Below are 11,891 nucleotides of genomic sequence, written 5' to 3' on the forward strand. Positions count from 1 at the left end.
GTCGTACATCTAGTAAGAAATTGCAGGCTCAATCACCAGCGTAGGGGAGCCCGCCGTGGCCGTCACATTCCTCGACCGTTCGCACAGCATCGCGCCTCCGGACTGGAGCCGGTGGCTGATCCCGCCGGCGGCCCTGTCGGTGCACCTCGCGATCGGGCAGGCGTACGCGTGGAGTGTGTTCAAACCGCCGCTGGAGAAGGCGCTGGGCCTGTCCGGCACCCTGAGCGCGCTGCCGTTCCAGCTCGGCATCGTCATGCTCGGCCTGTCCGCGGCCTTCGGCGGCACCCTGGTCGAGCGCAACGGGCCGCGGTGGGCGATGTTCGTGTCGATGACCTGCTTCTCCACCGGGTTCGTAGTGTCCGCGCTCGGCGCGTTCACCTCCCAGTACTGGCTGGTGGTGCTCGGCTACGGCCTCATCGGCGGCGTCGGGCTCGGCATCGGCTACATCTCGCCGGTGTCGACGCTGATCAAGTGGTTCCCGGACCGGCCGGGCATGGCGACCGGCATCGCGATCATGGGCTTCGGCGGCGGGGCGCTGATCGCCTCGCCGTGGTCGAGCCAGATGCTCGAGTCGTTCGGGTCGACACCCAGCGGCATCGGCACCTCGTTCCTGATCCACGGCGTCGTCTACGCGGTGTTCATGTCGCTCGGGGTGTTCCTGGTGCGGGTGCCCGCCGAGGGCTGGAAGCCGAAGGGCTGGGAGCCGACGGCCGCGAAGGCCCGGTCGATGATCACCACGGCGAACGTGTCGGCCGCCAACGCCATCAAGACGCCCCAGTTCTGGTGCCTGTGGGTCGTGCTGTGCTTCAACGTGACCGCGGGCATCGGCATCCTGGAGAAGGCGTCGCCGATGATCACCGACTTCTTCCGCGGCACCTCGGTCCCGGTCGGCGCGACCGCGGCGGCCGGGTTCGTGGCGCTGCTGTCGCTGACCAACATGCTCGGCCGGTTCGTCTGGTCGTCCACTTCGGACTTCATCGGCCGGAAGAACATCTACCGCATGTACCTCGGCGTCGGCGCGCTGCTGTACCTGGTGATCGCGCTCGTCGGCAACTCGTCCAAAGTGGTCTTCATCCTCGCGGCGATGGTGATCCTGTCCTTCTACGGCGCGGGGTTCGCCACGATCCCGGCGTACCTGAAGGACATGTTCGGCACCTACCAGGTCGGCGCGATCCACGGCCGTCTGCTGACCGCGTGGTCGGCCGCCGGCGTGCTCGGCCCGCTGATCGTCAACGCGATCGCCGACAGCCAGAAGCGCGCGGGCAAGCAGGGCCCGGACCTCTACACCACGTCGTTCTACATCATGATCGCGCTGCTGGTGATCGGGTTCATCGCCAACGAGCTGGTGCGCCCGGTGAGCGCGAAGTACCACGAACCGGAGAGCGCGGACGCCGCGCGCGAGGAGGCGAAATGAGCACGCCGGAGCAGGTCCCCGCGCGCCGCCGGGTCTGGTTGATGATGCTGGCCTGGCTGTGGGTGGGCGTGCCGTTCCTCTACGGTCTCTACGAACTGATCCTCAAGGTCGTCAAGCTGTTCGGCGGCTAGAACAGCCCGCCGCCGGCGTGGATCGACTGCCCGGTGATCCACCCGCCGTCGGCGGAGGCGAGGAACGCCACGATCGACGCGATGTCCGACGGCTCGCCGAGGCGCCCCAGCGGCGTCTGGGCCGTGGTCGCCGCGAGGCGTTCGGCGCTCATTCCCGCTTCGAGCGCGTCGCTGCGGGTGGCGCCGGGCAGCACGCTGTTGGCGGTGATCCCGCGCGGCCCCAGTTCCTTCGCCGCGGCGCGCACGAGCTGCTCGGCAGCCGCCTTGCTGGCCGCGTACACGCCGCTGTCCGGTCGTGCGGTGACCGTGGCGCCGCTGGAGATCACGATGATCCGGCCGCCGTCCCGCAGCCTCTTCGCGGCCTCGCGCAGGGCGACGAACGTGGAGCGGGTGTTGGTGGCGAAGACCCGCTCGAAGTCCTCGTCGCTCGCCTCGGCGAGCGGGGCGAACCGGGCGATCCCGGCGTTGCCGACCAGGATGTCGAGACCGCCGAAGGCCGACTCGACGGCGTCGAACAGCGCCACGACCTGCGCCGGATCCGCGACATCGGCCTGGACCGCCACGGCCTGCCCGCCCGCGTTTGCGATGGTGCTGACCACCTTGGCCGCCGCGCCCGCGTCGGTGCGGTAGTTGACCACCACCCGGGCGCCCTCCGCGCCCAGCCGCTCGGCGATGCCCCGCCCGATGCCCCGCGATCCGCCCGTCACGAGGGCGACCCTGTCCGTCAGCACTGTTCCTCCAGATGATCGATAGTCGAGATACTCGACTAATTGGTGGAGGATGTCAACTATGCTGGGGGCATGGAGGGCTTGGCCGCGGCGGTCGCCGCGCTGCACCGCGAAGCGGCGGTGCTCTACGCGGGAATCGCCCGCGACTTCGACCTGACCAGCCAGCAGACCCAGGTGCTGTGCGGCCTGGCGCGGCGCCCGTCGTTCGGCGAGCTGGCGGCGTTGCTGGGCTGCGACAAGACGAACGTGACCGGGATGGTCGACCGGCTGGAGAAGCGCGGCCTGCTCGCGCGCGAGACCGACGCCAAGGACCGTCGCGTCAGCCGCGTCGTGCTGACCCCCGCGGGCGAGGAGCTGCGCGAACGGATCCGGCAGCGGTTCGCGGAACTGGTGGGGGAGCGGTTCAGTGCCCTGACGGACAAGGAACGCGCCCGGTACGCGAGCCTGGTCGAGGTCCTCGGCGGGCCGGTTCGGGCAAGCTCTCGCTGAGCCGCCGGCGAGCCTGAGCTGGACTTCTCAGCGGTGCAGCTCGCGCAGGCTCTCGATCAATCCCCGGCTCGCCGAGCGCACGTGTTCCTCCGCCAGGTCGCCCAGTCCCTCGACCCGCCCCGCGCGCAGCAGCGTCGCCAGCTCGCGGTGCTCGTCCACCACGCGCGTGCGGTAGTGCTCGTGCGACAGCCGCACCCGGTGGGCCTGGAACATGTGCACCTGCGACCGCACGGCTTCCCACGCGCTGGTCAGCCTGCCGTTGCCCGCCATGGCGTACACGCAGTCGTGGAACTCGATGTCCAGCGCCACCAGCCGGTCGCCGTCCGCCGGGCCGCGTGCCTCCCGGTCCATCGCCGCCACCAGCCGGTCGAGCTCGTCGAACTGCCCGGGTCGGCCCCGCTCGGCCGCGGTCAGCGTCGCCAGCCGGTCCAGCGCCGCGCGCACCTCGTAGACCTCGGTGATGTCGGTCTCGCTGAGCTCGATGATCCGCGTGCCCCGGTGCCACTCGCTGTGCACCAGCCCCTCGCGCTCCAGGATCGCCAGCCCCTCGCGCACCGACCCGCGGCTGACCTGTAGCGACCCGGCCAGCTCGACCTCGCGCAGAGCGCTGCCGGGCGCGAACCGGCCGGACAGGATCTCGTCGCGGATGCGGTCGGCGGCCTCCTCGGCCAGACCACGCCGCCGGGCGGGCTGCATGTCCTAATGTTGACATTACGACATCGGCCGGGTCAAGCTGGAGCCACCGACGATGAAGGAGGCACCATGACCCGCCCCGCGTTCCACCTCGCGATCCCGGTCGACGACCTCGGCCGCGCCCGGGAGTTCTACGGCGGGGTGCTCGGGCTGTCCGAAGGCCGCTCCGACACCAAGTGGGTGGACTGGAACTTCCACGGCCACCAGGTGGTCACCCACGTGGTCGAGGGCGCGCGCAACGAGGCGGGCCGCAACCCGGTCGACGGCCACGACGTCCCGGTGCCGCACTTCGGCCTGGTCCTGACCGTCGAGGCCTTCCACGAACTCGCCGGCCGCCTCAAGGACGCCGGCACACAGTTCGTCATCGAGCCCTACCAGCGCTTCGCGGGCGAGCCGGGGGAGCAGTGGACGATGTTCCTGCACGACCCGGCCGGCAACGCGCTGGAGTTCAAGGCCTTCCGCGACGAGTCTCAGCTGTTCGCGAAATGAGCCGCGGCGTCCTCGTCACCGGTGCGTCGGCGGGCCTCGGCCGCGCGATCGCCACGGCCTTCGCCGAGCGCGGCGACCGTGTCGCGGTGCACTACAACTCCAACCAGGCCGCGGCGGAAGCCACCCTGGCGGCGCTGCGCGGCGACGGCCACGCCCTGGTGCAGGGCGACATCCGGGAGGCCCAGCGCATCGCCGACACCGCTGAAGCCGCCCTCGGCGGGGTCGACGTCCTGGTCAACAACGCCGCCGTGGTGACCACCAGTGAGACCGCGCACCCGCTCGCCGAGACGACCTTCGAGCACTGGCGGGAGGTGTGGCGGCAGTCGGTCGAGGTGAACCTCCTCGGCGCGGCCGACGTCACGTTCTGCGTCGCCCGGCACATGATCGACCGCGGCGCGCGCGGGCGCGTGGTCAACGTCGGCTCGCGCGGCGCCTTCCGCGGCGAGCCGGACCACCCCGCGTACGGCGCGACCAAGGCGGCGCTGCACTCGCTGGGCCAGTCGCTCGCGGTGCACCTCGCGCCGCACGGCATCGCGGTGAGCACGGTCGCGCCCGGGTTCATCGCGACCGAGCGGGTCGCGGACTGGCTGAGCGGCGAAAGGGGCGGCGCGCTGCGGGCCCAGTCCCCGTTCGGCCGGGTCGCGGAGCCGCCGGAGATCGCCGCCGCGGTGGTCTACCTCGCCTCCGCCGAGGCCGAGTGGGCCTCCGGCGCCATCCTCGACCTCAACGGCGCCTCCTACCTGCGGTCCTGAGGACAGTCCTCCGGGCGGACCACGCGCAGGATCTGCTCGGAGATCGCCCGGAGGGCGTCCACCTGGTCCCGCGTGAGCACGTCGAACACCAGCTCGCGCACCGTGTCGACGTGGTGCGGCGCGGCCTGCTCGATCGCCTCCCGGCCCTCGCGCGTCAACACGATGAACGCGCCGCGCGCGTCGTCCGGGCACTCCTCGCGGGCCACCAGCCCGCGCTTCTGCATGCGCCGCAGGTGGTGCGACAGCCGGCTCTTCTCCCAGTCCAGCGCCCTGGCCAGCTCGAACACCCGCACCCGGCCCTCCGGCGTGTCCGTGAGCTGGACGAGCACCTCGAAGTCGGGCAGCGACAGCTGGGAGTCCGCCTGCATCCGGCGGCCCAGCGCGGCGTTGAGGTGGCTCTGCATCTTCACGTACGCGCGCCACGCCTGCTGTTCACCGTCATCGAGCCATCGGGTCATGCCATCGAGTATAGCGGGAATAGTTGACGCGTCATCCAAGTTGTGCCACTGTGTCGATGACACATCAACCAGACCTTCACGGGAGGAACCCGAAATGACCACCCAGACCAGCTACGCGAACCTGACCGGCGAGTACACCCTGGACCCGACCCACACCCGGATCGGCTTCGTCGCCCGCCACGCGATGGTCACCAAGGTGCGCGGCGCGTTCAACGAGTTCACCGGCACCGCCCACATCGACGGTGACGACCCGGCCAAGTCGTCGGTGACGGTCGCCATCAAGGCGAACAGCATCGACACCCGCAACGCCGACCGCGACGCCCACCTGCGCAGCAACGACTTCCTGTCGATGGACGAGCACCCGGAGATCACCTTCGTCTCCACCTCGATCCAGCAGACCGGGGACGCGAGCTTCGACGTCACCGGCGACCTGACGATCAAGGGCATCACGAAGTCCGTCACCGTCCCGTTCGAGTTCGAGGGCACCGCCCAGGACCCGTTCGGCAACACCCGGGTCGGCTTCGAGGGCAAGACCACCATCAACCGCAAGGACTTCGGGGTCACCTGGAACGCGGCGCTGGAGACCGGCGGCGTCCTGGTGAGCGACAAGGTCACCCTCGAGTTCGAGGTCTCCGCGATCAAGGCCGCCTGACGCGGATGCCGGTGGTGCCCGGCGGGTACGCCGGGCACACCACCTCCGCCACCGGAAAGGAACGCCAGCCATGACCTCCGTCGACCTCGACGCGGTCCGCCAGGAGCGCGACCGCATCCGCGACGCACACCTCAAGCCCGCGGGGGAGCGGCCCGCCTCGTCCGCCCGCGGCCTCCACCACACGGCGCTGATCAGCAGCGACGTCGAGCGGACCGTCCGCTTTTACCAGGACGTCCTGGAGTTCCCGCTGACCGAGCTGATCGAGAACCGCGACTACCCCGGGTCGTCGCACTTCTTCTTCGACATCGGCAACGGCAACCTGCTCGCGTTCTTCGACTTCCCGGGCCTGGACGTGGGCCCGTACGCCGAGGTGCTCGGCGGGCTGCACCACATCGCCATCTCGGTCGAACCCGAGCGGTGGCAGCGGCTGGTCGACAAGCTCGCCGAGGCCGGCGTCGAGCACGCGGTGCACAGCGACGTCTCGGTCTACTTCCGCGACCCCGACGGCGCCCGCATCGAGCTCATCGCCGACCCGCTCGGCGAGATGTACGGCAACACCGTCCTCTAGGACACCAGGCAACGCGGCGCCCCCGACGACGGCGCGATGCCAGCGGGCGGTGTCCAAGGTCGTGGCGCCAGGAAGTGGCCTACGGCCGTCGCAGCGCCCGCCGGGTGCGCCACTCCGCGTCCTCATTGAAAGTCGAGCGATCGTCACCGAGTCCAGCGGGACAAGCGCGTTGGCATCCGCAAAATAGGCCGCCGCGCACCCGCGGGTTGTCGGGAGGCCGCCACGTGGCAGTGGGTGCTCGTCTCCCGGCCGAGCATGTGGCTGAGCGTGTCGACTGGCCACGCGGCCTCGACCACCGCTCTGTTCGGCACTCGACCTGGTCGATCGACCCGGGTCAGGACGCGGGCTCCAGGCGGAGCACGATCGCCTTCGAGACCGGTGTGTTGGACTTCTTCGCCACCGAGTCCAGCGGGACCAGCGCGTTGGCCTCCGGGAAGTAGGCCGCCGCGCAGCCGCGGGCCGTCGGGTACGCCACCACCCGGAAGTGCTCCGCCCGCCGCTCGCTGCCGTCCTCCCACTCGGACACCAGGTCGACCAGCCGGCCGTCGGCGAAGCCCAGCTCCGCCAGGTCGTCCGCGTTGACCAGCACCACCCGGCGCGCGTCCTCGATGCCGCGGTATCGGTCGGACAGGCCGTAGATCGTGGTGTTGTACTGGTCGTGGCTGCGCAGCGTCTGCAGCAGCAGCCGGCCCGCGGGCACGCGCGGGAACTCCAGCTCGCTGGTCGTGAAGTTCGCCTTGCCCGTCGAGGTGCGGAACGACCGCGAGTCGCGCGGCGGGTGCGGCAGGACGAACCCGTCCGGCTGCCGCACCTTCGCGTTGTAGTCCTCGCAACCCGGCACGACCTGCGCGATCCGGTCGCGGATCAGGTCGTAGTTCCCCTCGAAGTCCCGCCACGGCACGGCGTGGCCGTCGCCGAACAGCTCGGTCGCGAGCCGGCAGATGATCGCCACCTCGGACAGCAGGTGCTCGCTCGCCGGCTTCAGCCGCCCGCGCGAGACGTGCACGCACGACATCGAGTCCTCGACCGTGACGAACTGCTCGCCCGCGGCCTGCGCATCCCGCTCGGTGCGGCCCAGGGCGGGCAGGATCAGCGCGGTCCGGCCGGGCACCACGTGCGACCGGTTCAGCTTCGTCGACACGTGCACGGTCAGCTCGCACGACCGCAGCGCGCGCTCGGTCAGCCCGGAATCCGGGGTGGCGGCGGCGAAGTTGCCGCCCATGCCGATGAACACCTTGCCGCGTCCGTCGCGCATCGCGCGGATCGAGTCCACGGTGTCGAGCCCGTGCTTGCGCGGCACCGGGATGCCGAACTCGTCCTCCAGCCGGCTCAGGAACGACTCGGGCATCTTCTCCCAGACACCCATCGTGCGGTCGCCCTGCACGTTGGAGTGCCCGCGCACCGGGCACAGGCCCGCGCCCGGCTTGCCGATCATGCCGCGCGCGAACGCCAGGTTGCTGATCTCCTGGATCGTCGCGACCGCGTGCCGGTGCTGCGTGACACCCATGGCCCAGCAGTAGACGGTGCGCTTGGACGCCGCGATCATCCGCGCCATCCGCTCGATCTGGGCGCGGTCCAGGCCGGTGGCCTCGTCGATCGCCGCCCAGTCGATCTCGCTCAGGTTCTTGGCCCAGTCGTCGAAGCCGTGCGTCGAGGACTCGACGAACTCGCGGTCCACGATCGTGCCCGGCGCGGCCTCCTCCCACGACAGCAGCAGGTGCCCGATCGCCTGGAACAACGCGAGGTCGCCGCCCAGCCGGATCTGCGCGAACTCGTCGGCCAGCGGCGTGCCCTTGCCGACGACGCCGCGCGGGTTCTGCGGGTTCTTGAACCGCATCAGCCCGGCTTCGGGCAGCGGGTTCACCGCGATCACCTTCGCGCCGCGGCCCTTGGCCTCTTCGAGCGCGGACAGCATGCGCGGGTGGTTGGTGCCCGGGTTCTGGCCGACGACGACGATCAGGTCGGCGTGGTGGATGTCGGCGAGGCTCACCGAGCCCTTGCCGATGCCGTAGGCCTCCGACAGCGCCGCGCCGGAGGACTCGTGGCACATGTTGCTGCAGTCCGGCAGGTTGTTCGTGCCGAACGAGCGCACCAGCAGCTGGTACAGGAACGCGGCCTCGTTGCTGGTGCGGCCGGAGGTGTAGAAGATCGCCTCGTCCGGGCTGTCCAGCTCCTTGAGCTTGCCCGCGATCAGCCGGAACGCCTCGTCCCAGGCGATCGGCTCGTAGTGCGTGCCGCCCTCGCGCAGCACCACCGGCTCGGTGAGCCTGCCCTGCTGCCCGAGCCAGTAGTCGGTGCGGTCGTGCAGCTCCTCGACCGGGTGCTGGGCGAAGAACTCCCGCCCGACGCGCCGTTTCGTGGCCTCCTCGGCGACCGCCTTCGCGCCGTTCTCGCAGAACTCGGCGAGCTTGCGGTGCTCACCGTCCTCCGCGCGCGGTTCGGGCCAGGCGCAGCCGGGGCAGTCGAAGCCGTCGCGCTGGTTGAGCAGGCGGAGGGTCTTCACCGTGCGGCCGGCGCCCATCTGCTCGACACCGCGCAGGAGTGACACCGCCACTCCCGGGATGCCCGCCGCCCACTCCTTGGGCTTGTGCACTTCGAGGGCGGCTTCGTCGATGTCGGCGCGGGGAGCGTTGCGTGTCACGTCCCCTATCTTGCGTCAGCGCCCGCCTTCGCGCGAGTACCGAGTTTCCGGTCGGTCACCGTGACCGTGAACAGCACGACGCCGATCACGATGAGCGCCGCGGCCAGTTCGTGCAGGCCGTGCGAGGTGGCCCGGTCGCCGAAGCACAGCGCGATCAGCGTCGACGACCCGATCGCGCCGAGGTACTGCGCCGTGCGGAACAGGCCGCTCGCGGTGCCCATCACCTCCGGCGGCACCTGGCCGTAGAGGACGGTCTGGTTGGTCACGCTCGTCAGGCCCTGGCCCAGCCCGAACACCGCGGCGAGCACCACCAGCGCGGCGATCCACGTGCCGTCGTGCACGAACAGCAGCAGCACCGACCCGGCGAGCAGCGCCAGCGAGTTGACGACCAGCCGCCCCTTGAGCCGTGTCGGCTTGCCGGCCGACGCCGCGGCCAGCACGGCGGCCACCGACATCGGGGTCAGCAGCGCGCCCGCCGTCGATTCGGTGAGCCCGCGCGCGGATTCGAGCCACTGGACGTAGCCGAACATGATCGAGTAGACGATGAGGAACGCCAGCGCCTGGCGCAGGTAGGTGCGCAGGAGCGGGCGGTTGCCCGCCAGCATCCGCAGGTCGACGAACGGGCGCTCGGCGTGCAGCTCGACCCGGACGAACAGGGCGCCCAGCACCAGCGCGACGCCGAGCAGGTACAGGTCGGACACCGCGGGCGCCATCACGTAGAGCAGCACCGCGAGCAGGGTCGCGGAGAACAGGGCGATGCCGGCGACGTCGATCGGCTCGCGCCGGCCGGTGCGCGGCGGGTCCTTGGGCACCCAGACGAGCGCGAGCACGAACGCGACCGCGGCGAGTGGGATGTTGACCGCGAAGATCGCCGGCCAGCCGGCCAGTCCGATCAGTGCGCCGCCCAGCGTCGGGCCGATGACCATGACGGTCTGCGACGACATCGCGAGGACCGACAGGATGCGGCTCGGCACGCCGCCGCCGGTGGCGTCGGCGCGTTTGCGCAGCACCGCCATCGCGGCGGGGAAGCCGGCGCAGGTGCCGATGCCGAGCACCACCCGGACCGCGACCAGCCAGCCCAGCGAGAACGCGAGCAGGCCGCCGACGCCTGCGGCGAACACGGTCACCGAACCGGCCAGCAGCACACGCCGCGCCCCGAACCGGTCGACGAACAGCCCGACGACGGGTTGCCCGACGGCCGTGGCCAGGTACAGCGAGGTGATCAGCCAGGCCGTTTCCCCCGGCCCGGCGCCGAACGCCTGGCCGATGGGCACCAGCGCCACGGCGATCAGGGTGGAGTTGATCGGGTTGAGCACCGCGCTGGCCACCAGGGGCAGGACCATGCGCGGCGGGTAGGCGGTTCGCGTGAGCTGTGTCGTCCGCTGGGACGTGGTCACCACTTCCTCATCGCTGCGCCAGCTTCGCGAGCAGGGGCAGCGCTTCGTCGATCTTGCGGCGCTCCTCGGCGGTGAGGTCGTCGGTCAGGGCGCGCGCCAGCCACTCCTCGCGGTGCTGGTGCACGCCCCGCACGGTCTTCTCGCCCAGGTCCGACAGGGCGACGAGCACGCGGCGCCCGTCACGCGGGTCGCGGGTGCGGCTGAGGTAGCCCAGCTCGTCCAGCGCGCCCAGCGTGGCCGCCATGGACTGCTGCCGGACGTGCTCGGCCGCCGCGAGCTGCGCCTGGGTGGCCGGGCCGTCCCGGTGCAGCCGCGCGAGCACGGCCGACTGCGAGGGCGTCAGGACGCCCGCGTTGTCCACCTGGCGCAACCGGCGGTGCAACTGCCCGACGACGGCGCGCACCGCACCGGCGAGGCGCGCCGCGTCGTTCGGTACCCGGGTCATATAGACAGTCTAGACTGTTGAGTCTGGGCTGTCGAAGTGACTACTCGCAGCCGCCGGTGAACTCCGGCATCGGCTTGGTCACGTCGTACATCGCCGCCTCGTCGAAGCCCGAGGTGTCCTGCGTGACGGGACGGGGCTCGCTGTAGGCCGGTGCGAGGTAGCCCCGCTTCGACGGCTCGCAGGCCATCGAGTAGATGACCCCCTGGGTCATCGTCACCCACAGGCCGCGGTCGTTCTTCTGGAACGAGGCGCCCCGGGTCAGTTCGAAGTCCACCTCGTAGCGGAGGAACACGTCGATGTCGGCGGGGCTCAGGATCGGCGCGTAGGTGCCGGGGTCGAACGCGTAGGCGACCGAGTAGTCCGCGTGCAGGGCGAGCCTGTTCGCGTCGTCTCCCGGGGTGGCGGTGATGGTGCCCGTGATCCGCGGGCCCGCCGGGAGCAGCCGGTAGCCGTCCTCGGCGAAGCTGACCACGGACCGGAAGTCGTCCGTCCGGTCGTTGATCGACTTGGCGAACTCCCGCCGGGCGTTCGGGGCCAGCAGGTTCAGCAGCAGCGATCCGTCGTGGCCCTCGATGGTGCGCCGGTCGAGCCTGCCGGCCCGGATGACCTCCCGCACCTGGCCGACCGCCGCCGCGACCTCGCCGGCGGAGAACCCGCCGACCGGGCCGGGCGGCGGGGCCAGCAGCCCGTCCACCGACTCGCCCCAGGTTTCGGCTGGGGTGCCGTCGAACGGGCGCTCCAGGTTCACGCGCGCGATGTCCGGCAGCACGCTCGGCGCGGTCGGGCGCATCTCGGCCGGTGGGGGAGCGCTGCCGTCGTAGTGGGCGGACGTCGAGCGGCCCCACTGGACGAGCCCGAACACCGCCCCGGCCACGACGACCAGCGACACGCCGGTCCAGGCGAGCCGCTTGCCCGTCCGGCGCTCGCGGCGCAGGCCGGCCCGCGCCTGCTTCGCCGCGCGCCGCTGCCAGTCGGGGTCCCGCAGATCCGGGTGCTCCGCGATGTCGTAGTCGTCCACTTCGGACCTGCCTTCC

General features: G+C 71.2%; 14 protein-coding genes. 7 read left to right on the forward strand and 7 right to left on the reverse strand.

Annotated elements, in window-relative coordinates; all coding sequences use genetic code 11:
- The first annotated feature begins 55 nt into the window (after nucleotides 1-55).
- Together AMY39116_RS0327150 and AMY39116_RS47920 are read left to right on the forward strand one after the other, a co-directional pair.
- On the forward strand, nucleotides 56-1,414 hold the full coding sequence (locus AMY39116_RS0327150) for an OFA family MFS transporter (protein WP_020420760.1): 1,359 nt from the start codon (nucleotides 56-58) through the stop codon (nucleotides 1,412-1,414).
- Nucleotides 1,411-1,545 carry a hypothetical protein gene (locus AMY39116_RS47920; protein WP_020420761.1) on the forward strand — a complete coding sequence of 45 codons (135 nt, stop codon included), beginning with the start codon at nucleotides 1,411-1,413 and terminating at the stop codon, nucleotides 1,543-1,545. The genes AMY39116_RS0327150 and AMY39116_RS47920 overlap by 4 nt, the downstream gene beginning before the upstream one ends.
- Here AMY39116_RS47920 and AMY39116_RS0327160 read toward each other — a convergent pair.
- Complete coding sequence (locus tag AMY39116_RS0327160) at nucleotides 1,542-2,276, reverse strand: glucose 1-dehydrogenase (protein ID WP_020420762.1); 735 nt, start codon at nucleotides 2,274-2,276, stop codon at nucleotides 1,542-1,544. The two genes, AMY39116_RS47920 and AMY39116_RS0327160, sit on opposite strands and share 4 nt — an antisense overlap.
- 69 nt (nucleotides 2,277-2,345) lie before the next feature.
- Here AMY39116_RS0327160 and AMY39116_RS0327165 point away from each other — a divergent pair, with 69 nt between their 5' ends.
- A complete protein-coding gene (locus AMY39116_RS0327165) occupies nucleotides 2,346-2,762 on the forward strand; it encodes a MarR family winged helix-turn-helix transcriptional regulator (protein ID WP_020420763.1) in 417 nt (138 codons plus the stop codon).
- A gap of 27 nt (nucleotides 2,763-2,789) precedes the next feature.
- Here the strand turns inward: AMY39116_RS0327165 and AMY39116_RS0327170 are convergent, their stop codons facing one another.
- Nucleotides 2,790-3,458: a GntR family transcriptional regulator gene (locus AMY39116_RS0327170; protein ID WP_020420764.1), complete on the reverse strand. Its 669-nt coding sequence runs from the start codon at nucleotides 3,456-3,458 to the stop codon at nucleotides 2,790-2,792.
- 66 nt (nucleotides 3,459-3,524) lie between these two features.
- Between AMY39116_RS0327170 and AMY39116_RS0327175 the strand changes: the two genes are divergently transcribed.
- Nucleotides 3,525-3,944, forward strand: a complete 420-nt coding sequence (locus AMY39116_RS0327175) for a VOC family protein (protein WP_020420765.1) — start codon at nucleotides 3,525-3,527, stop codon at nucleotides 3,942-3,944.
- Entirely contained in the window at nucleotides 3,941-4,696 is a 756-nt protein-coding gene (locus AMY39116_RS0327180; protein ID WP_020420766.1) for an SDR family NAD(P)-dependent oxidoreductase, read from the forward strand. The genes AMY39116_RS0327175 and AMY39116_RS0327180 overlap by 4 nt, the downstream gene beginning before the upstream one ends.
- Here AMY39116_RS0327180 and AMY39116_RS0327185 read toward each other — a convergent pair.
- Nucleotides 4,681-5,154 (reverse strand): MarR family winged helix-turn-helix transcriptional regulator, encoded by a 474-nt coding sequence (locus AMY39116_RS0327185; RefSeq protein ID WP_020420767.1) that lies wholly within the window; start codon nucleotides 5,152-5,154, stop codon nucleotides 4,681-4,683. The genes AMY39116_RS0327180 and AMY39116_RS0327185 overlap by 16 nt on opposite strands.
- 94 nt (nucleotides 5,155-5,248) lie before the next feature.
- On the opposite strand from AMY39116_RS0327185, the gene AMY39116_RS0327190 reads away from it, so the two are divergent.
- Together AMY39116_RS0327190 and AMY39116_RS0327195 are read left to right on the forward strand one after the other, a co-directional pair.
- Nucleotides 5,249-5,806: a YceI family protein gene (locus tag AMY39116_RS0327190; protein ID WP_020420768.1), complete on the forward strand. Its 558-nt coding sequence runs from the start codon at nucleotides 5,249-5,251 to the stop codon at nucleotides 5,804-5,806.
- A gap of 70 nt (nucleotides 5,807-5,876) precedes the next feature.
- Nucleotides 5,877-6,374: a VOC family protein gene (locus AMY39116_RS0327195; RefSeq protein ID WP_020420769.1), complete on the forward strand. Its 498-nt coding sequence runs from the start codon at nucleotides 5,877-5,879 to the stop codon at nucleotides 6,372-6,374.
- 334 nt (nucleotides 6,375-6,708) lie between these two features.
- Here the strand turns inward: AMY39116_RS0327195 and AMY39116_RS0327200 are convergent, their stop codons facing one another.
- The 4 genes from AMY39116_RS0327200 to AMY39116_RS0327215 all read right to left on the reverse strand — a co-directional run bounded on the left by AMY39116_RS0327200 (nucleotide 6,709) and on the right by AMY39116_RS0327215 (nucleotide 11,875).
- On the reverse strand, nucleotides 6,709-9,015 hold the full coding sequence (locus AMY39116_RS0327200) for an FdhF/YdeP family oxidoreductase (protein ID WP_020420770.1): 2,307 nt from the start codon (nucleotides 9,013-9,015) through the stop codon (nucleotides 6,709-6,711).
- Nucleotides 9,016-9,020: 5 nt separating this feature from the next.
- Nucleotides 9,021-10,358, reverse strand: a complete 1,338-nt coding sequence (locus AMY39116_RS0327205; protein ID WP_157358704.1) for an MFS transporter — start codon at nucleotides 10,356-10,358, stop codon at nucleotides 9,021-9,023.
- Between the two features lie 61 nt (nucleotides 10,359-10,419).
- Complete coding sequence (locus tag AMY39116_RS0327210; RefSeq protein ID WP_020420772.1) at nucleotides 10,420-10,857, reverse strand: MarR family winged helix-turn-helix transcriptional regulator; 438 nt, start codon at nucleotides 10,855-10,857, stop codon at nucleotides 10,420-10,422.
- 40 nt (nucleotides 10,858-10,897) lie between these two features.
- Nucleotides 10,898-11,875 carry a hypothetical protein gene (locus AMY39116_RS0327215; RefSeq protein ID WP_020420773.1) on the reverse strand — a complete coding sequence of 326 codons (978 nt, stop codon included), beginning with the start codon at nucleotides 11,873-11,875 and terminating at the stop codon, nucleotides 10,898-10,900.
- Between the last annotated feature and the right edge of the window lie 16 nt (nucleotides 11,876-11,891).

The sequence above is a fragment of the Amycolatopsis sp. ATCC 39116 genome, assembly GCF_000231075.2.
GTDB classification, from domain to species: domain Bacteria; phylum Actinomycetota; class Actinomycetes; order Mycobacteriales; family Pseudonocardiaceae; genus Amycolatopsis_E; species Amycolatopsis_E tucumanensis.